The following is a 19,744-nucleotide window of genomic DNA, read 5'->3' on the forward strand; positions in this document are numbered from 1 at the left end:
GACCCGCATGAAAAACGATTCCATCTCAGCCATGCCCGCGCCGCTGTTCGACGCGCCGTTCGAGGGTTCGGCGCGCGCCGCCGACCTGATCGCGCGCATCAACGACTTCCTGTGGGGTGAACTGGCCGCGCTGGCCGGCACGCATGGCGTGGACCACGAGCATGGCGCGGACCGCGCCTTGCTGCAGCAGGTCTGGAAGCGCTCGCAGGCGCTGGGCTTCTACGGCATGACGCTGCCCGCCTCCATGGGCGGGCTGGAGCTGTCGGTGCTGGACCATGTGCTGATCAAGGAGGCGATCTATGCCAGCGGCTCGCCGTTTGCGCCGCATGTGCTGGGCGAGCTCAGCGGTCCGCCGCGCGTGGGCGCGCTGGCCCACCAGGCCACGCCCTGGCAACTGCAGCAGTTCATCGCGCCCGTGGCGCAGGCCGACAAGGCCATCTGCTTTGCGCTGACCGAAGCCGAGGCCGGCTCGGACGCGGGCGCGCTGCAGACCCGGGCGGTGCGCGTGGGCGACGACTTCGTGATCGACGGGCGCAAGCGCTTCATCTCGGGCGCGCCGTTCGCCGACCATGCGGTGCTGATGGCTTCCACGGCCAGCGATCCGGCGCAGCGCGAGATCTCCGCGTTCTTCGTCGATCTCAAGTCCGCGGGCGTACGCGTGGAAGCCGGCTACAAGACCATGGCCGGCCAGTCGCATACCGGCGACATCGTGCTCGAGGCCTGCCGCGTGCCGGCGGCCAACCTGATAGGCGCGCCCGGCCGCGGCCTGGCGCTTGCGCTCGGGCGCATCACCGTCAACCGGCTGCTGCACTGCCCGGCCATGCTGGGCCTGGCCCAGGTGGCGCTGCGCGATGCGCGCGACTATGCGCTGCAGCGGCGCCAGTTCGGCCGCGCGATCGCCGAGTTCCAGGCAATTCAGCATCTGCTGGCCGACATGGCGACCGAGCTGAGCGCGGCGCGCGCGCTGATGCTGGGCACGGCGCGCCAGATCGACGCCGGCAGCCAGGCGCGCGCCGAGGCTTCGATGGCCAAACTGTTCTGCTCGGAAACCGCGTTCCGCGTCGCCGACCGGGCGGTGCAGATCCATGGCGGCGAAGGCATCGTGCAGGGCCGGCGCGTCGAGTTCCTGTTCCGCATGCTGCGCATGTACCGCGTGCTCACGGGCACCAGCGAGATCCAGCGCAACACCATTGCCAAGGAACTGCTGGCCGCGCGTGCCTGAAGCGCGCAGGCCCTTGCCCGATACAACAACAGGAGACAAGCCAGATGACCCCTCACACCTCACGACGGCAGTTTCTCGGCCGTTCGCTCGCCGCCAGTCTGCTGCCCGCCCCCGCGCTGCTGGGCCTGGGCGCGGCGCGCGCCGCCGGGCCCTGGCCGGCACGCCCCATCAAGTGGGTCGTGCCGTTTCTCGCGGGCACGGCGCCCGACACCACGGCGCGCGTGGTGCATGAAGCCGTGGCGCGCGAACTGGGCCAGCCGGTGATCATCGAGAACCGCGGCGGCGTGGGCGGCAACCTGGGCGCGCGCCTGGTCGCCAAGGCCGCGCCCGATGGCTACACCTGGATCTACTCGAGCGCGCCCATGGCCGCGAGCATGCACATGTACAAGGCGCCCGGCTACGATGCGCTCAAGGACTTCCAGCATGTGATGGGCCTGACCAGTTCGGACATCGTGATCATCGTCAACGCCGCGTCCGACATACGCACGCTCGACGAGCTGATTGCCAGGGCGCGCCGGGCGCCGGGCAGGCTCGACTACGCCTCGGGCGGCGTGGGCACGCCTTCGCACCTCGGGGTGGAGCTGCTGCTGAGCGCGGTCGACGCCCAGGTGGCCCATGTGCCCTACAAGGGCGCGTCCGAAATCGTCAATGCGGTCATGGGAAAGCAGGTGGCCTTCGGCGCGCCGATCTTCTCGGTGGCCTACGCCAACATCCGCGCGGGCAAGCTGCGCGCACTGGCGATCGCGGGCCCGCGGCGCAACCCCAAGCTGCCCGAGGTGCCCACGCTTGCCGAGCTTGGCGTGCGCGGCGTGGAACTGATGTCCTGGGGCGGGGTGTCCGTGCCCATGGGCACGCCCGAGCCCGTGGTGGCGCGCATGCGCGCCGCCTTCGAGAAGGCGCTGCGCCAGCCGTCGGTGGTCGCGGCGCTGGAGGAGCAGGGCGGCAATGTCGCGCCCATGGATGGCGAGACCTTCCGGCGTGCGTTCACCCAGGAGATGGCGCTGACCGAAGCGATGATGAAGAAAGCGCTGATCGAGCCGATGTAGCACCTCTTGCGGTCAGGCCTGCGCCGCGCGCCGGCAAAGCTGGGATACTTGTGCGCATGACCGCACCATTTTCTCGCCTCCTGGGTCTGCTGCTGGCGCTCAGCCTGGCGGGCTGCGAGCGCCCGTCGGACCCGATGATGAGCAAGGAAGCGATTGCCACGCGCGCCGCGCTCCCGCAGCATGTCTTCCAGGGCGAGCTGGGCGGCGAAAGCGTGTTCCTGCTGCTGCACGATTGCGAGGTCTATCGCGTCGAAAGCCCTGGACTGGGCGAGATTCGCTGGGAAAGCGTTCTGGCGCCGGATTTCTATCCCATGTGGACGGCGTGCCAGCGCCAGTCCATGTCGTTCGAGGCCGGCGCGCTGACGGTGACGCTGGGCCGCATGGCCTTCGGCGCGGGCGGCTGCTGCGCCACCGGCGGAACCTATCGCACCGTGGACGGCCGCACCTGGAAGAAGCTGTCCTGAGGTCAACGCCAGGCTTGTTCGGTGCAAGTGGGCATGCAGAAATTGCCGCGGCGCAGCGTTATGCTTGGGCATTGGACGATCAAGTGGCCATGTTCGCGCATGGCGGCTGGCATCGCGAGACCGTCGGGTCTTCGCCAGCGCCGCTGTGCCGCGATCGGGCGACCCCAGGGTTGAGCGCCCCGCTTGACCACCTGTCGGGATGCTATATTTATAATAGCAAAACAGGATTGATCAGCAAGGAAGCCACATGCCGAACGTAACGCCCGACCATGCCGAGCAAGCATTAGACGATGCGCTCGACAATGCGGTTCCCACACGCGGATACCAGATGCTTCCCGTGGTCGGCTTGGGCGGCTCGGCAGGCGGCCTCGAGTCCTTGCGCGGTTTCTTCTCCAACGCCAATCCCCAGTCGGGCGTGGCCTATGTGGTGGTCATGCATCTGTCGCCGGAGCACGACAGCATCCTGGCCGAAGTGCTGCAGCGCTGCACTTCCATGCGCGTGCTCCAGGTGCAGGACACGGTCAAGGTGGAGCCCGATACGGTCTATGTGATCCCTCCGGGCAGGAGCTTGCAGACCTTCGATGGACACCTCCAGCTCGCGCCGCTGCCCGTGACCCGGCGCCGGCACATCACCGTCGACATTTTCTTTCGCACGCTGGCAGACAGCCATGGTTCGCATGCCGCGGCCATCGTGCTGTCCGGTGCGGACGGCGACGGCGCGCTGGGCATCAAGCGCATCAAGGAGCGCGGCGGCCTGACCATCGTCCAGGATCCTGAAGAGGCGCAGGTCAACAGCATGCCGCTGGCGGCGATCGCCACCGGCATGGTGGACTGGACCTTGCCGGTGGCGCAGATGTCCGCGCGCGTGGCGCAGTACATGAGCATGGAGGGCGCCCTGCGCCTGCCATACGAATCGGCGGCTGGCCAGGGCAGCCCGCACGCCAGCGCCGAACACGACGAGGCGGCGCTGCGCGATGTGCTGGCCTTTCTGCGCAGCCGCACCGGACGCGATTTCTCCTATTACAAGCGCGCCACGGTGGTGCGGCGCGTCGGCCGGCGCATGCAGGTCAACAACATCTCCGACCTGATAGGCTATCTGGATTGCCTGCGCACGCGCCCGGGCGAAGCCGGGGCGCTGCTGCAGGACCTGCTGATCAGCGTGACCAACTTCTTTCGCGACACCGACTGTTTCGCGGCGCTGGAGGCGCAACTGGCAGGCCTGTTCAAGGGCAAATCCAGCGCCGACGCGGTGCGCGTGTGGGTCGCGGGCTGCGCGACCGGCGAGGAGGCCTATTCCATCGCCATGCTGCTGACCGAGCAGGCGCGGCTGCTCGACTCGCCGCCCGCGGTGCAGGTCTTTGCCAGCGACCTCGATGACAACGCGATCCGGATTGCGCGCGAAGGCATCTATCCCGCGTCCATTGCCGGCGACGTGTCGGAAGACCGTCTGCGCCGCTTCTTCGTCAAGGATGTGCGCGGCTATCGCGTGCGCCGCGAGCTGCGCGAGTGCGTGCTGTTCGCCGTCCATGACGTGCTGCGCGACTCGCCCTTCTCGCGCGTCGATCTGGTGTCCTGCCGCAATCTGCTGATCTATCTGAACCGCGATGCCCAGGCGCGCGTGCTCGACATCTTCCATTTCGCGCTGCTGCCTGGCGGCACGCTGTTTCTGGGTTCGTCGGAGTCGATCGAGGAAGGAAGCCAGCATTTCTCGGTGATCGACAAGAAGCACCGTCTTTTCGGCCAGCGCCATAGGCCGCGCACCGGCCAGCCCCTTCCCGGCGGCGCCAATGCGATTGCGCTGGCAATGCAGACGCAAACTTCGGCGCTCAGCGGCCCTGTCGTGGCGAACGCCGCGCTGGCGCGCCCCAGGCCGGACGCGGCGCGCGCTGCGCTGGAGCTCGGCGGGCGCACGGTGTCGTGGGCCGAAGTGCATCTCAAGCTGCTCGAGCATCTGAGCGCGCCGTCCATTCTCATCAACGCCGAGCAGGAAATCGTCCATATGTCGCCGAGCGCGGGCAGGTTCCTGAGCATGGGCGGCGGCGAGCCCACGCGCAATCTGCTGCGGCTGATCCATCCGGCGCTGCGCATCGAACTGCGCGCCGCGCTCTACAAGGTGTCGAGCTCCGCAGAGCATGCCAGCGTGCCGGCATCGGCGCTGGAGATCGGCGGCGATACCGTGATGCTGGGAATCGACGTGCATGCGGTGTCCGATGTGGCGCCCGGCATGGCGCTGATCACCATCAAGCTGCAGCCGTCCAGCGCGTCCCAAGCCCAGCCGCTGCAGCCCTCGGCCTGGGTGCGCCCGGGCGCGGACCATGTGGCCGATCACCTCGACCGGGAAGTGGAGCGGCTCAAGTCCCAGCTGCGCGAAACGGTCGAGCAATACGAGACTTCGACCGAGGAACTCAAGTCGAGCAACGAAGAGTTGCAGGCCATGAACGAAGAGCTGCGCTCGGCGACCGAAGAGCTTGAAACCAGCCGCGAGGAGCTCCAGTCGATCAACGAGGAACTCACCACGGTCAACCATGAACTCAAGAGCAAGGTCGACGAGCTCGGGCATGCGAACAGCGACATGCAGAACCTGATGGACGCCACGGCCATCGCGACCGTGTTCCTCGACCGCCAGCTGCGCATCACGCGCTATACGCCGTCGGCCGTGACCCTGTTCAATTTCATCGCCTCCGACATCGGCCGGCCGCTGGCGCACCTGCACACGCAGCTGCACTACCCGGAGCTCGTGGCCGATGCGACGCTGGTGCTCGAGCGGCTCGCGCCCGTGGAGCGGCAGATCGGCACGCCTCCCGGACGTTCCTATCTGGTGCGCATGCTGCCCTATCGCACGGTGGACGACCATATCGCCGGCGTGGTGCTGACTTTCGTCGATATCACCGAGCGGCTGAAGGACGCGGAGGCCTTGCGCCAGTCCGAAGACCGCTCCAGCGTCATCGTCAACCAGGCTGCCGTGGGCGTGGTCCAGGCCGAGCTCGACGGACGCATCATTTTCGCCAACCAGCACTATGCGCAGCTGCTGGGCTACGCCTGCGAGGAATTGGTCGGTCTGCAGCTGCTGGAGCTGGTCCATGCCGAAGACCGTGCCCAGAGCGCATTGAAGTTCGAGCGGCTGGGAACGGCGCGCGAGCAGTTTCAGGTCGAGGAGCGCTGCCTGCGCAAGGATGGCAGCACCATCTGGCTGCACAACAGCCTGAGTTTTCTCGCCGACCCGCATGGCGCGCCCGCGGCCGCGATTCTCGTCTGCACGGACATCACCGAGCGCAAGCGCGCCGAGGCCGCGCTGCGTGAAAGCGCGCAGTGGCAGCGGCTGATGATGGAGAACGCCGTGGACTATGCCATTTTCTCCACGGACCTGGAGCGCCGCATCACCACCTGGAACACCGGGGCCGAGCGCCTGCTGGGCTATACCGAAGCCGAGGCGCTGGGTCAGCTCGCCGATTTGATCTTCACCGATGAAGACCGCCGCCAGAGCGCGCCCGAACTCGAAGCGCAGACGGCCATTGAGCAAGGCCGCGCCAGCGACGACCGGCTGCACCGGCGCAAGAACGGCACGCAGTTCTGGTCCAGCGGCACGACGATGGCCATGCGCGATACGGACGGCAAGGCCGTGGGCCTGCTGAAAATCCTGCGTGACCAGAGCTGTCAGAGGGCGGCCCAGCAGGCGCTGGAGGACAGCAGGTCGGAGCTGCTGCAGGCGCTGCGCGAAAACGAGAGCGCGCGCGCCAATTTGCAGGCGCAGGACGAGGCCAAGGACCGTTTTCTCGCCGTGCTGTCGCACGAGTTGCGCAACCCGCTGGCATCGATCAGCAACGCGTCGATCGTGCTCTCGCACTGGAAGCTGCCGCGCGAGGAGCAGGCCCGGGCGGCCGACATCGTGCGCCGCCAGACACAGACCATGAAGGTGCTGCTCGACGATCTCCTGGATGTCTCGCGCCTGCAGCTGGGAAGGCTCGATCTGCATCCCGTCAGCGTGCCGCTGCACGACATCGTGCAGGCTGCGCTCGAGTCCACGCGCGCGCTGTTGCAGTCCGCGCAGCACCGCCTGCAGCTGGATCTGCCGGAGACGCCGGTCACGCTGCAGGCCGATCCGGTGCGCCTGACACAGGTGCTTTCCAATCTGCTCATCAACGCGATCAAGTACACGCCCTCGGGGGGGCAAATCGATCTGCAGGTGAAGGTTGCGGATGGCTGGGTGACGATGAGCGTGCAGGACAACGGCATGGGCATGGAGCCCGAACGCGTGGACGCCATGTTTGCCATGTTCACCCAGGAAACACGTGATGGCCGGCGCAGCCAAAGCGGCCTGGGCATAGGGCTGGCGCTGGTGCGCAGCATCGTCGAACTGCACCAGGGAAGCGTGCACGGTGAAAGCCCTGGCCTGGGCCTGGGCAGCCGCTTCGTGGTGCGCATTCCCTTGAACGGCATGCCGAGCGCGCCGGGTGCACCGGACGCAACGGTCGCAACGCACGCACCTGCCGTGGTGCTGCCGGCCGCGGGCGGTGAAGCGCTGCGCGCGCGCGTGCTGCTGGTCGACGACAAGCCCGACGTGGTCTGGTCCATGTCTCAATTGCTAGACGACTTCGATGTCGTCACCGCGGGCTCGGGTGAGGAAGCGCTGGCACTGCTGGCCGATCAGAAGGTCGAGGTCGCCGTGCTGGATCTGGGCCTGCCGCAGATGAGCGGCAACGATCTCGCGCGCGCCATCCGTTCCACGCCATGGGGCGGCGAAACATTGATCGTGGCCGCCACGGGCTGGGGCGATGAAAGCGATCGCGAGCTGGCAAGGAACGCAGGCTTCGATGCCCACCTGGTCAAGCCACTGGACATCGACGAACTGATTGCACTGATCAGGCGGCATATGGCGAAGACCTGAGCTCCACGCGCATGGAGAATCACCTTGCCATGGATGCGGCCCCGCCGCGGCCGGGCACTTAGCAACCAACGGGAGAAGTGACTCATGGGCAAAAAGGAACACAAGAAATCCGCCAGCAAATCCGCGGCGCCAGGCGCTGCGCGCGCGCCTGAGGACTCTTCCATTTCGGAGCAGGACTATGAGGCGCAACTGCTGCTGCTGCAGATCGAGCTGGTCAAGCTGCAACGCCACTTCATCGAATGCGGCGACAAGATACTGGTGCTGATCGAGGGCCGCGACGCCGCCGGCAAGGACGGCAGCATCAAGCGCATCATCGAGCACCTGAGCCCGCGCGAGACGCGGGTCGTGGCCCTGGGCGCGCCCTCGGACCGCGACCGCAGCGCCTGGTACTTCCAGCGCTATGTCGCCCATCTTCCCGTGGCCCAGGAGTTCGTGCTTTTCAACCGCAGCTGGTACAACCGCGCGGGCGTGGAGAAGGTCATGGGGTTTTGCACCCAGGCGCAGCATGTGGAGTTCATGCAATCGGTGGCGCCGTTCGAGCAGATGCTGGTCAACTCGGGCATCACGCTGCTCAAGTACTACCTCGATATCAGCAAGCCCGAACAAAAGCAGCGTCTCGAGGACCGCCGCCGCGACCCGCTCAAGCAGTGGAAGATAGGCGCGATCGATGCCGTGGCGCTCAAGCACTGGAAAGCGTATTCGTCGGCGCGCGACGAGATGCTGCTGCAGACGCATACGGCCACCTCGCCCTGGCGCGTGGTGCACGCCGACAACAAGCGCCTGGCGCGCCTCAACCTGATACGCGACATTCTTTCGCGCATTGACTACGCCGGCAAGAAGCACGATCTGGTCGTGCCCGACACCGACATCGTGTTCGACTTCTCTGCGCAGGCACTCGCCGAGCAGCGGCTCGCGCGCTGAGCCGCATGCCGCTGTGGCCACGGTCTGCTGCCGTGGCACGTGGCACCCGAACAGACGCACACGGCCAATGCATGGCATATGATAAGGCGGCTTACAATAAGGTGGCTATCATTTGCGGCGCAAACAAGGGTGTGCGCTCCGGCAAACCGCGCGCCCTTGTGCCGGCCGCACAACTTTCCATGCAAAGGATTTTTCCGTGTCCCATTACCTGGTCGAACTGTATTCCCCCAATGCGCGCTGGCAGGCTTTGTCCGCGACGCAGCGCCAGCAATTCCTCGGCGGCATACAGGCCGCGATGGCCGGGCTGTCGAGCCTGGGCGTAGAAGTCCTTGCATTGGCATCTACCGAGCCGGGCATAGACCAGGCCAGCGACCACCGTTATCTGGGCATCTGGCGCTTTCCCGATGCGCAGTCGCGCGCCGCGCTGCTGGCCGGCATACGCTCCAGCGGCTGGTATGGCTATTTCGACCATGTGAACGCCGCCAGTGATGCGGGCGGCTTCGCCGAACACATGGCGGCGCTGACGCATATGTGAGCCCCCGCGGCCGGCCAAAGTCCGGCCTGCAGCTCTTTTTGTCTCCAGGCATGGCGCGATTGCGTGGGCTGCGGGCGCGTCTGCGTTAAGCTGCTGTCAAATCAATCCGGCCGCCCGACCAAGCGCTGCCACCGCCATGCCGACTTACAAAGAACTACTCATCGAACAGCAGAAGCTGGACAAGAAAATCGCCCAGGCCCGCGCCGAGCAAGCCGGCGCGGCCTTGGCCAGGGTCAAGGACCTCGTGGGCGAATTTGGCTTTACCGCCCAGCAGGTCTTTCCCTGGACGCCCGAGCCCGTCAAGCGCGAAAAGCCCAAGGCCCAGATCAGGTTCCGCAATCCGCTCACCGGCGCCGGTTGGTCGGGACTGGGCAGAGAGCCGAAATGGCTGGTCGGCAAGGACCGCAGCGCGTATGCGGTGCCGCCACAGGACCTCGACCGCTCTTGAAAATTGCATTCATAGGCGCGGGCCGGCTGGCGCAGGCCCTGGCGCCGGCATTTCACCAGGCCGGTTTCGACGTGGTGGCGATTGCGGCGCGCAGCCCGCAGCGTGCCGCGGCGCTGGCCCAGTCCATCGCCGGCTGCCAGCTGTGCGCGAGCGCGCAGCAGGCGGCAGACCTGGCGGACCTGGTGTTCGTTGCCGTGAACGATGCGGCCATTGAAGACGTGGCGCGCGCGATCAGGTGGCGGACCGGCCAGATGGTGGTGCATTGCAGCGGCGCAACCGAAGTTGCGGTGCTGGGCACGGCCGCGCAGCAGGGCGCATGGATAGGCGGCTTTCATCCGCTGCAGCTGTTCGCCGATCCCGACGTGGCGCTGCGCTGCATGGCCGGCAGCAGTGTGGCGATCGAGGCCGAAGCCGCGCTCGAGACCGCGCTGCAGCAGCTGGCCCAGGCCGTGGGCTACCGCGCGATCAAGCTGCCTGCGGGCGCGCGCGGGCGCTATCACTGCGCGACCAACTATGGCGCCAGCTTTTTGCTGTCGCTGCTGCGCGAAGCCTGCGACCTGTGGAACAGCTTCGGCGTAGGCGACGAGCAGGCGCTGGCCGCGCTGCTGCCGCTGGCGCGCGGCACGCTGGAAACGGCTGCGGCCAAGGGCCTGGCGGGGGCGATTGCCGGGCCGATCTCGCGCGGCGATGCGGATGTGGTCGCGCTGCACATGCGCGAGCTCACGGCGGTGAATCCGGACAACCTGGACTTGTACCGCGAAGTGTCGCTGCGGCTGTTGCGCCTGGCCAGGGAACAGGCGCGCCTGGATGACGCGACGCTGGCGCGGCTCGAGGCGACCATTCTTGCGCAGCGCTGAGTTGCGCGGCTGAAATGTCCGCAGCACAGCAGCGGGCGTCGGCCGGCGGGTTTTTAGCGGCTAAAAATCGCCGACACTGGCGCCATCGCGCACCTTCCGAAACTGGAAAGACCATGACCTCTTCGAATACCGCCCTGATCCAAGACTGGCACGCCCATGTGTATTTCGATGCCGCCAGCCGGCAGGCTGCCTGGGCGCTGCGCGAAACCATAGAGCGCGATCTCGCGGGGCGCATCGTCATGGGGCGGTTCCACGAGAAGCCCGTGGGGCCGCATCCCATGTGGAGCTACCAGATGATCATCGGGCCGCAGGATTTCAGCCAGGTCGTCGGTTGGCTGGCGTTGAACCATGGCGCGCTCGATGTCTTCATCCACCCCAATACCGGCGACGGCCTGGGCGATCACCGCGATCGCGCGCTGTGGATAGGGCAGTCGCACAGCCTCAAGCTCGCGGTGTTCGACGCCGCGCAGTGAGACCTCCGGCCGCGCGGCGGCAAGTGGGGCACGCTGTGCGCCACCGGTGACGATCGCCGCAATGCCCGTGAAGTCCATGGTCTTGGTCAGGAACACCGGCCCGGTCAGGCTGCTGCCTGCGCCGAGCCGAACACGCCGCAGTGCATCAGCCGCCCCTGAATGCGGTGTGGCCAGGGCGCGAGGCGCGAAAAAACTGCTGCGACAGTTGGGTGCGAAACCGGCTCTCGCCCCTGCACAAGAACCGCGGCGGCGACGCGCGTTTCCTGGAGACGTTGGACGCACGGAACGCCGAGAGGAAAAAACCGGATACTAATGCGCTGTCCAACGCTTTTTCCATCATGTCCAGCCCACATCCATTGACCTGCGAAAGCCTCAGCGATCGCATTGCCGAGCAGCTTCGCCTGAAGATAGTGCATGGCGAGCTATCTCCCGGCATGCGTTTGTCGGAGCAGTCGCTGGCGGACGAACTCGGCGTATCGCGCAATACGCTGCGCGAGGCATTCCGCATCCTGACCAAGGACGGTCTGGTGAAACACACGCCCAACCGCGGCGTGTTTGTCTCCGTGCCGACGATTGCCGCGATCATCGATATCTACAGAGTGCGCCGGCTGATCGAATGCCAGGCGCTGCGCAACGCCTATCCGCTGCACCCGGCCAAGCGCCACATGCGCGCGGCGGTGGAAGCCAGCGTGCGCGGCCGCGCCCAGGCAGACTGGGCGGTCGTGGGCACGGCCAACATGGATTTCCACATGGCCATCGTGGAGCTCGCCGACAGCGAGCGCCTCAACCAGATGTTCGCGCCCGTGCTGGCCGAACTGCGGCTGGCTTTCGGCTTCATGAAGGACGCGGAGTTCCTGCATGCGCCCTATGTCGACATGAACCAGCAGATCCTGGAAATCGCCGAAGCCGGCAACTATGCCAAGGCGGCCGACACGCTGCAGGACTACCTCACGCATTCGGAGCGCATCGTGCTCGCTGTCTACGCGCGCAGCCTGTCGAGCGAAGGTCTGCGCGAGAACTGAAGGCTGCGGCCTAGGTCAGCGCCGGCGGCAGGCGCGCGTGCCAATCGGTCGCCTGCTCGCAGGCCCAGCCTATGCGCAGCGCCAGATCTTCCTGCTGGCCGCGGCAGACGATCTGCAGCGACGTGGGCAGGCCCTGGGAGTCGAGGCCGTTGGGCAGCGACAGCCCGCACAGATCGAGGTAGTTGCCGAAGCGCGTGTAGTGCGCCGGCGCCTTGGTCTGGTCCACCGCGCTCAGCGGCAGGGCCGTGGTCATGGTGCTGGGCGTGAGCAGCGCATCGATGCCCTGCATGGCGAGCGCGAACTGCTGCTTCATCACATTGCGCTGCTGCATGGCTTCGAGATAGGCGCGCGCGCTGATGTCTCTGCCGGCCGCGATGCGCGGGCGCACATCGGGGTCCAGCGGCGCGGCCGGGTCGTCGATCAGCGCATGGTAGAGCGCATAGCTTTCGGCGGCCATGATGCGCATGTTGAACGCCGCCACATCCTCGAAGCGGAACGGCAGCTCCAGCGTCACGATCTCGGCGCCCAGCGAGGCCAGCAGGCGCAGCGATTCGTCATAGGCGGCAAGCACTTCGGCCGACGCATAGCCGCGCTCGCTGTCGGGCATGCGCGCCAGGCGCAGGCCGCGAATGCCGCGCTTGAGCGCGGGCAGCGGGTCTGCATAGGAGAGCCCGGTGGTCAGCGGATCGAGCGGGTCCCGGCCCTGCAGCGCCGCGTAGAGCAAGGCCACGTCCTCCACGCAGCGCGCCATGGGGCCGGGCGTGTCCAGCGTGGGGCTCAGCGGCTGTATGCCGTGGCCGCTGATGCGGCCTATGGTGGTTTTCAGGCCCGTGATGCCGCACCACGAAGCGGGCATGCGTATCGAGCCGCCGGTATCCGTGCCCACGGCCCAGGGCACGAGCCGGCCGGCGACGGCCACGGCCGAGCCGTTGCTCGAGCCGCCGGGCGTGCGCTGCACCTCCATGTCCCAGGGATTCCACGGCGTGCCGCGGCGCGTGTTCGTGCCCCAGCCGCCCATGGCGAATTCCACGGTATGCGTCTTGCCCAGAACGATCACGCCTTGGGAGAGCAGCTTCTGCACGAGCGTGGCGCTGCGCGTGGCACGGCGCTCCCTGAAGGCTTCGCTGCCGCCCGTGAACACCTGGCCTTCGATCTCGATCAGGTCCTTGAGCGCAATGGGAATGCCGTGCAGCGGCCCGACCGAATGGCCGGCGCATATCGCGGCTTGCGCACCTTGCGCCGCCAGCCTGGCCGCATCGGCATGCACGGCGACGAAAGCCTGCAGCCGGGGTTCGTGCCGGGCGATGTTGGTCAGGCAGGAATCCACCAGCTCGACCGGGGAAATTTCGCGCCGCTGTATCAGCCCGGACAACTGGTGCACGGGCAGGGCGGCGAGTTGATCGTGGCTCATGCGCTGACCCCTTCCATTTGAAAGCCGTGATTTTCCAGCGCCCGCGCGAGAGCGTCTTCCTGCGGCGCGGTCAGCGCTGTGAGCGGCGGGCGCAGCGTGCGCCACGCATCGACGCCGCTGAAGCGCGCGACCGCGGTCTTCATTGCGGGAATCATGTTGTGCTGCTGGAAGATGGCGCGCGTGGCGTCGAGCTGGGCCTGCTGGGCATCGGCGCCTTCCTGCCGCCAGCTGTTGTACAGCGCCACCATGGGCGCGGGGTTCACGTTGCCCGTGGCCGTGATGCAGCCCGCGCCGCCCGCGCGCAGCGTGCGCAGCAAGAACACTTCGCTGCCGGCGAACACGTCGAAGCCCTGGGCGCCGAATTCGCGCTGCACGGCTTCGGTGTTGTTCCAGTCGCCCGAGCTGTCCTTGATGCCGGCGATCGTGCCGGGATAGGCCTTGAGCAGGCGCTCGATCAGCGCCAGGCTGATCGACACCTGGGCCACGGGCGGGATGTGGTACAGATAGACGCGCAGCCGGCTGTCGCCCACGCGTTCTATCACTTCGGCATAGCTGCGAAACAGGCCGTCGTCCGATACGCCCTTGTAATAGAACGGCGGCAGCATCAGCACGCCGCCCACGCCCGCGGCCGTCGCATGGCGCGTGAGCTCCACCGTGTCGCTCAGCGCGCAGCAGCCGGTGCCGGGCAAAAGCCGCGCGGGCGGCGCACCCGATTCAAGCAGTGCATCGAGCAGCCCCTTGCGCTCGCCGACCGACAGCGAGTTGGCTTCGGAATTGGTGCCGAACACCGCCAGCCCCACGTCCTGGCCCAGCAGCCATTGGCAATGGCGCACGAATTCGGTGCTGTCGGGCGAAAGATCGGCCTTGAAAGGCGTCAGCACGGGGGAATAGATGCCTTGAAGATGGTGCGGCTTGGCCATGTTGTTTTGTCTCCTGATGAACGAAATGGAATGAGGCTTCAGCTGTGCCCCAGCACGGGGCGCGGCGCATAGCCGCTGTCCAGGTGTGCGATGTCCTGGGGCGTGAGCGTCAGCGATGTGGCGCGCACCGCCTCCTCGATCTGCTGCGGCTTGCTGGCGCCGACGATGGGCGAAGTCACGCCTTTGTGCAGCAGCCAGGCATAGGCCAGCGTCGCGGCGCTCACGCCTTTTTCAGCGGCCAGCGCATGCAGGCGCGCGCGCGTGGCCTGGTCTTCGGGCCGGCCGTAGAAGCGCTGCGTGGTCTGGTCGGCCGCGGCGCGCGCCGACGTGGCGCTGCCCTCGCCCTGGGCGGCGAGAAAGCCGCGCGCCAGCGGGCTCCAGGGCAGCAGCGCCACGCCCAGGTCCTGGCACAGCGGAATCATCTCGCGCTCTTCTTCGCGGTAGAGCAGGTTGTAGTGGTTCTGCATGCTGATGCAGCGGCTCCAGCCGTGGTCGCGCGCGGTCTGCTGGATCCTGGCGAACTGCCAGGCCCACATGCTGCTCGCTCCCAGATACCGCACCTTGCCCGCCTTGACCACGTCATGCAGTGCCTCGAGCGATTCCTCCAGCGGCGTGTCGGGGTCGAAGCGGTGGATCTGGTAGAGGTCGATATAGTCCACGCCCAGGCGCTGCAGCGAGGCATCGACCGCATGCAGGATGCGCTTGCGGCCCAGGCCGTCCTTGTTGGGACGGCGGCGAAAATCGGCCGCGCGATCGCCTTCGAAAGCCATGTCCACGGGGTTGAACACCTTGGTCGCGATCACGGCCTCCTCGCGCCGGCTGCCGGGGAAGAACTGCGCCAGCAGCTTTCCCGTGACCACTTCGCACTCGCCGCCCGAGTAGGTGTCGGCGGTGTCGAAGAAGTTGATGCCCAGCTCCACGGCCTGGCGAAACAGCGGGCGCGCGCCTTGCTCATCGAGAATCCAGGAGCGCCACGCGGGCGAGCCGAAATTGAGCGTGCCAAGGCAGATGCGCGAGACTTCGAGGCCTGAATTGCCGAGATGAACGTATTGCATGCGCGCCTTTCTTCAATGCTGGGCGGTGATTACTGCGGCTCCACGCCCGCGGCCTTGAGAATCGCGCCGTAGTTGGCCGAATCCTTGCGCAGCATGTCCGCCATTTCCTGCGGCGTGCCGCCTATGGGGTCGAGGCTGAACTCGGCGAACTTCTTGCCCATCTCGCCCTTGAGGGCCTTGTTGAGCTCGGAGTTCAGGCGCGTGATGATCGCGGGCGGCGTGCCGGCCGGCGCCGTCAGGCCTATCCAGGTGATCGAGTCGAAGCCCGGCACGCCGGACTCGGCCACGGTGGGCAGATCGGGCACCAGCGGCGAGCGCGTGGCGCTGGTGATGGCGATGGCGCGCAGCTTGCCGTTGCGCTCCTTGGCGTAGGGCAGGGCCGTGGGCGAAGTCTCGAACATCACCTGGATCTGGCCGCCCAGCAGGTCGTTCATCGCGGGTGCGCCGCCGCGGTAGGGCACATGCAGCATGTTCAGATCGAAGGCCGAGGCGAACTGGCGCGCGGCGATGTCCTGGCCCGTGCCTATGCCGGCGTTGCCGATGATGATCTTGCCGGGCTGGCCCTTGGCGAGCTTGATCAGGTCCTGCACGGTGTTGACCGGCAGCGACGGGTGCACCAGCAGGATGTTGGGCTGATTGACCAGGCGGATCACCGGCGTCAAATCCTTTTGCGAGTCGAAGCCCGGACGTTTGTAGAGGAACTGGTTGGCGGTCAGCACGCCCGAGCTGCTCACGAACAGCGTCTGGCCATCGGGCTTGGCGTGGGCCACCGAGGTCGCACCGATGTTGCCCGAGGCGCCGGGGCGGTTTTCCACCAGGAAGGTCTGGCCCAGGGCTTCGCCCAGCTGCTTGCCTATGGTGCGCGCCACCATGTCGACGCTGCCGCCCGGTGGGAACGGCACGACCAGCGTCACCGGTCCCTTGGGATAGGCGGGCTGCTGCGCGCTCGCGAAGCCGGCCACGGCAAGCAGGGACAGCGTCAGCAGGCCGCGGCGGGCCAGGTTCTTGACGGAGGTGGAGTGAATGGACGACATGGTGGAGCTCCTGAGGGGGATGGGGAAAATCGGTCTGCTGTCGAACGGGTGCGGCGCGTTATGCGCCGCTCTTGGCTGCCTGGATGGCTTTTTCAATCACCTGGGTCGAGCCCATGATGTCGGGGTATTTCTCGCCGGCGTCTATGCGCGCCAGCGTCTTCTTTTCGTCCTGCATCATCTGCAGCGCGCGCTTGGCGCTGTACGCGATGTCGGCCGCGGGCAGCACCAGAATGCCGTTCTCGTCGGCCAGGATGGCGTCTCCGGGCACGACGCCCACACCACCGCAACTTACGTGCCCGCAGAACTCGCCGCCCAGGCCCAGCGTCTTGACGGTGACGGCCGACGTGCCGCGCGACCAGACCGGAACGCCGTACTGGCGCAGCTCGCCCAGGTCGGTCACCAGGCCGTCGACGATGATGCCGACCACGCCCGCGGCGCGCGCTGCATAGGCGACGGCGCCGCCGAGCGCGGCGATCGATTCGTCGCCGCAGCGGTCTATGACCAGGAAGTCGCCGGGCCGCGCCTGGCCGACCGCGTAGTGCACCATCGCGCCGTCCATTGCCGGTGCGCACACCGTGACGGCCGTGCCGGCCACGCGCCGGTCCTGGAAGTGGGCCTTGATCGCCGGGCTGACGAAGCCGGTGTAGCGGAAATGGCCTATGACCGCAGGCTCGGCCTGTACGAGCAACGACAGCAAATCGGGGTCGATGGACTTGGGCAGGGCATTGAGTACGTACATGGCTGGCTCAGAAAATTGAATGAGCCACCAATCTATCAGCGGGCTTTTCAGAAGAAAAACGCGTTATTTGAGCAATAGTTGATAAGATTTCTGAATGATGCGCACCACTCTTCGCCAAATCGAAGCATTTCTCTGGACCGCCAAGCTGGGCAGCATCCATGCCGCGGCCGAGCATCTGAACTTCAGCCAGCCGGCGATTTCCAGCCGCATCAAGGAGCTCGAAGCGGCGCTGAACCTGCAGCTGTTCACGCGCAAGAATCAGCGCGTGCAGCTCACGCACGAAGGCCGGGACGCGGTGACGCTGGCCGAAAGAGTGCTCAGCGCGGCCCAGGATTTCGAACGCATGGGCCGCCTGGGCCCGCCGCTCGAAGGCGTGCTGCGCCTGGGCTCGGACGAGTCCACGGCCATGGTCGCGCTGTCGGAAATCCTGCGGCAGTTGAAGCGCCGCCATCCGCGGCTGGTGGTCGAGATCACGATAGACGTGGGCAGCGTGCTGCGCGAGAAGCTGCGCAAGCGCGAGATCGATGTGGCCTTGCACACCTATGCCAGCTCCGCCGCACATGTGGTCGACCAGTTGCTCGGCTGGGTCGATTTCGCCTGGATCGCGGCCAGCGAAATGGGTTTGCCCGACGCGCCGTTCACACCCAAGATCGCCGCGCAATGGCCGCTGGTCACCAACTCGCCGCCCTCGACGCTCAACTCCATCGTGCATCAATGGCTGCGCAGCGCCAACGTCGAGTTCGAAGGCATCAACTCCTGCAATTCGCTGTCGCTGATGCTGCGCCTGGTGCGCGAAGGCCATGCAATCGCGGTGCTGCCCCTGCCGGTGCTGCGCGAGCATCTGGACAGCGGCGAGCTGCGCTGCCTGCCCGCGTCGCCGCCCATTCCCAACATCGCGTACTACGCTTCTTACGTGGCGGGCGAAGCCGATCAGGGCACGTCCATCGTGGTCGAGACCGCGCGCAACGTGCTGATCGACAAGCGCTTTTTCGTGCGCCTGCCGGACGGCGAGCTGCTGCCGCCGATCTGAGCGCCGGCGCGGGTGTTTGCCATTCTTTCAGGCCCATGACCCGGCACGCGACTGACACCAGCCAGGGCATTGCCGACTGGACTGGTGGCGCGCGCTGCCGCCCGCGCTGCGCCGCTGCGTGCTGGCCGAGACGCAGGGCCAGCACGGCGCCTGAGCATTGGGCGGCGGGCTTGGTGTTGGCTGCTGCCTGGCGCGGGTGCATGATTTCCTGCCGCCGCTGATCCTGTGCGCGGCGATTGCCCGCATCGCTCATGCCCGCCGAAAAGGCATTGCCCTGGCCGGTGAGCACCACGGGCAGCCCGTTGCAATCGCGTTCGAGCCGGTCGAATGCCGCGTGCAGATCGCCGAAGAACCGCGTGTCCTGGACATTGACCTTGCTGGTGTTCCTGCGCACCAGCGCGCAGCCGTTGCGGGTTTCTATCTGCCAGGCCATGGGTCGGTCTCCTTGAGTTGTTCGACCCAGTCCAGAGATCGCGCGCGGCCCATCTTGTCATCGCAACGGCATGCGCCTGTCCTATGCCGACGGCCTGGCTGGCGCGGCTCAGGCGGGCTGCACGCGCTCGGCAATCGCCGCGCCGACGTCAGGCGTGCTGGCCGTGCCGCCCATGTCGGGCGTGCGCGGGCCGCTGCGCAGCGTGTCTTCGATCGCCGCCATGATGTGGTCGTGCGCGGCTTTCTCGCCGAGGAAGTCGAGCATCAGCGCGCCCGACCAGATCATCGCTATCGGGTTGGCGATGTTCTTGCCGTAGATGTCGGGCGCCGAGCCATGCACGGGCTCGAACAGCGAGGGGAACAGGCGTTCGGGGTTGAGGTTGGCCGACGGCGCCAGGCCAATCGTTCCCGTGGTCGCGGGGCCGAGATCGGACAGGATGTCGCCGAACAGGTTGGTGGCTGCCACCACGTCGAAGCGCCCGGGCTGCAGCACGAAGCGCGCGGTCAGGATGTCGATGTGCTGCTTGTCGAGCGCCACCTCGGGGTACTCGCTGGCGATCGCGTCGGCGCGCTTGTCCCACCAGGGCATGCTCACGGCGATGCCGTTCGATTTGGTGGCCACGGTCACATGCTTGCGTTGGCGGCTTTGGGCCAGATCGAACGCATAGCGCAGCAGGCGGTCGGCGCCATGGCGCGAGAAGACCGCTTCCTGCATGACGACTTCACGCTGCGTGCCTTCGAACATGATGCCGCCGACCGAGGTGTATTCGCCCTCGGTGTTCTCGCGGATCACGATGTAGTCGATGTCGCCCGGCTTGCGCCCGGCCAGCGGGCTGGGAACGCCTTCGAACAGCCGCACGGGACGGTAGTTGATGTACTGGTCGAATTCGCGCCGGAACTTGAGCAGCGAGCCCCACAGCGACACATGGTCGGGCACCAGTTCGGGCCAGCCGACGGCGCCGAAGAAAATCGCATCGAAGCCGCCAAGCGTCTGCTTCCAGTCGTCGGGCATCATCGTGCCGTGGGCCATGTAGTAGTCGCACGAGGCCCAGTCGAACTGCACGAACTCGATGTCGAAACCGAATGTCCGCGCCGCGGCGTTGAGCACGCGCACGCCTTCGGGAAGCACTTCCTTGCCTATGCCGTCGCCGGGAATGGCGGCAATGCGATACATGTTCTTTTTCATGGAAATCTCTGCGTACGGGTTGGGATGGCTGATGATAGGCAGCGACAGGATTGGAAACAATCCC

The 19,744-nt window shown here is 66.7% G+C and carries 17 protein-coding genes; 11 read left to right on the forward strand and 6 right to left on the reverse strand.

Going from position 1 to position 19,744, the window contains the following annotated elements; genetic code table 11:
• Window positions 1–7: 7 nt before the first annotated feature.
• The 10 genes from ACSVDO_RS21070 (at window position 8) to ACSVDO_RS21115 (ending at window position 11,873) form a co-directional block, all read left to right on the forward strand.
• Window positions 8–1,222 carry an acyl-CoA dehydrogenase family protein gene (locus ACSVDO_RS21070; protein WP_332534163.1) on the forward strand — a complete coding sequence of 405 codons (1,215 nt, stop codon included), beginning with the start codon at window positions 8–10 and terminating at the stop codon, window positions 1,220–1,222.
• 44 nt (window positions 1,223–1,266) lie between these two features.
• Complete coding sequence (locus ACSVDO_RS21075; protein ID WP_489596932.1) at window positions 1,267–2,268, forward strand: Bug family tripartite tricarboxylate transporter substrate binding protein; 1,002 nt, start codon at window positions 1,267–1,269, stop codon at window positions 2,266–2,268.
• Between the two features lie 56 nt (window positions 2,269–2,324).
• A complete protein-coding gene (locus tag ACSVDO_RS21080; protein WP_489596934.1) occupies window positions 2,325–2,732 on the forward strand; it encodes a hypothetical protein in 408 nt (135 codons plus the stop codon).
• A 247-nt stretch (window positions 2,733–2,979) separates the two neighbouring features.
• Window positions 2,980–7,617, forward strand: a complete 4,638-nt coding sequence (locus ACSVDO_RS21085; protein WP_489596936.1) for a CheR family methyltransferase — start codon at window positions 2,980–2,982, stop codon at window positions 7,615–7,617.
• 84 nt (window positions 7,618–7,701) lie between these two features.
• Window positions 7,702–8,538 carry a polyphosphate kinase 2 gene (gene ppk2 / locus ACSVDO_RS21090; RefSeq protein ID WP_489596938.1) on the forward strand — a complete coding sequence of 279 codons (837 nt, stop codon included), beginning with the start codon at window positions 7,702–7,704 and terminating at the stop codon, window positions 8,536–8,538.
• Between the two features lie 196 nt (window positions 8,539–8,734).
• Window positions 8,735–9,073 carry a DUF6616 family protein gene (locus tag ACSVDO_RS21095; RefSeq protein WP_332534158.1) on the forward strand — a complete coding sequence of 113 codons (339 nt, stop codon included), beginning with the start codon at window positions 8,735–8,737 and terminating at the stop codon, window positions 9,071–9,073.
• 136 nt (window positions 9,074–9,209) lie between these two features.
• Window positions 9,210–9,521 (forward strand): H-NS histone family protein, encoded by a 312-nt coding sequence (locus tag ACSVDO_RS21100; RefSeq protein ID WP_332534157.1) that lies wholly within the window; start codon window positions 9,210–9,212, stop codon window positions 9,519–9,521.
• Window positions 9,518–10,378 (forward strand): Rossmann-like and DUF2520 domain-containing protein, encoded by an 861-nt coding sequence (locus tag ACSVDO_RS21105; protein ID WP_489596941.1) that lies wholly within the window; start codon window positions 9,518–9,520, stop codon window positions 10,376–10,378. The genes ACSVDO_RS21100 and ACSVDO_RS21105 overlap by 4 nt, the downstream gene beginning before the upstream one ends.
• 113 nt (window positions 10,379–10,491) lie before the next feature.
• On the forward strand, window positions 10,492–10,851 hold the full coding sequence (locus ACSVDO_RS21110; RefSeq protein ID WP_489596943.1) for a DOPA 4,5-dioxygenase family protein: 360 nt from the start codon (window positions 10,492–10,494) through the stop codon (window positions 10,849–10,851).
• A gap of 338 nt (window positions 10,852–11,189) precedes the next feature.
• Window positions 11,190–11,873 (forward strand): GntR family transcriptional regulator, encoded by a 684-nt coding sequence (locus ACSVDO_RS21115; protein ID WP_332534154.1) that lies wholly within the window; start codon window positions 11,190–11,192, stop codon window positions 11,871–11,873.
• A 10-nt stretch (window positions 11,874–11,883) separates the two neighbouring features.
• Here the strand turns inward: ACSVDO_RS21115 and ACSVDO_RS21120 are convergent, their stop codons facing one another.
• The 5 genes from ACSVDO_RS21120 to ACSVDO_RS21140 are packed head-to-tail and all read right to left on the reverse strand — an operon-like array spanning window position 11,884 to window position 17,032.
• The gene (locus ACSVDO_RS21120; protein WP_489596945.1) at window positions 11,884–13,284 is read right to left on the reverse strand and encodes an amidase; all 1,401 of its coding nucleotides are present in this window, start codon (window positions 13,282–13,284) and stop codon (window positions 11,884–11,886) included.
• Complete coding sequence (locus ACSVDO_RS21125; protein WP_332534152.1) at window positions 13,281–14,204, reverse strand: dihydrodipicolinate synthase family protein; 924 nt, start codon at window positions 14,202–14,204, stop codon at window positions 13,281–13,283. The genes ACSVDO_RS21120 and ACSVDO_RS21125 overlap by 4 nt, the downstream gene beginning before the upstream one ends.
• A gap of 38 nt (window positions 14,205–14,242) precedes the next feature.
• Window positions 14,243–15,259 carry an aldo/keto reductase gene (locus ACSVDO_RS21130; protein ID WP_332534151.1) on the reverse strand — a complete coding sequence of 339 codons (1,017 nt, stop codon included), beginning with the start codon at window positions 15,257–15,259 and terminating at the stop codon, window positions 14,243–14,245.
• 29 nt (window positions 15,260–15,288) lie between these two features.
• Window positions 15,289–16,293 carry a Bug family tripartite tricarboxylate transporter substrate binding protein gene (locus ACSVDO_RS21135; protein ID WP_489596948.1) on the reverse strand — a complete coding sequence of 335 codons (1,005 nt, stop codon included), beginning with the start codon at window positions 16,291–16,293 and terminating at the stop codon, window positions 15,289–15,291.
• Window positions 16,294–16,351: 58 nt separating this feature from the next.
• The gene (locus tag ACSVDO_RS21140) at window positions 16,352–17,032 is read right to left on the reverse strand and encodes an RraA family protein (protein WP_332534149.1); all 681 of its coding nucleotides are present in this window, start codon (window positions 17,030–17,032) and stop codon (window positions 16,352–16,354) included.
• A 97-nt stretch (window positions 17,033–17,129) separates the two neighbouring features.
• On the opposite strand from ACSVDO_RS21140, the gene ACSVDO_RS21145 reads away from it, so the two are divergent.
• Window positions 17,130–18,062 carry a LysR family transcriptional regulator gene (locus tag ACSVDO_RS21145; RefSeq protein ID WP_332534148.1) on the forward strand — a complete coding sequence of 311 codons (933 nt, stop codon included), beginning with the start codon at window positions 17,130–17,132 and terminating at the stop codon, window positions 18,060–18,062.
• A 541-nt stretch (window positions 18,063–18,603) separates the two neighbouring features.
• Here ACSVDO_RS21145 and ACSVDO_RS21150 read toward each other — a convergent pair.
• Entirely contained in the window at window positions 18,604–19,680 is a 1,077-nt protein-coding gene (locus ACSVDO_RS21150; RefSeq protein ID WP_489596950.1) for a tartrate dehydrogenase, read from the reverse strand.
• Window positions 19,681–19,744: the final 64 nt, after the last annotated feature.

The organism is Comamonas sp. DB36, assembly GCF_057914905.1.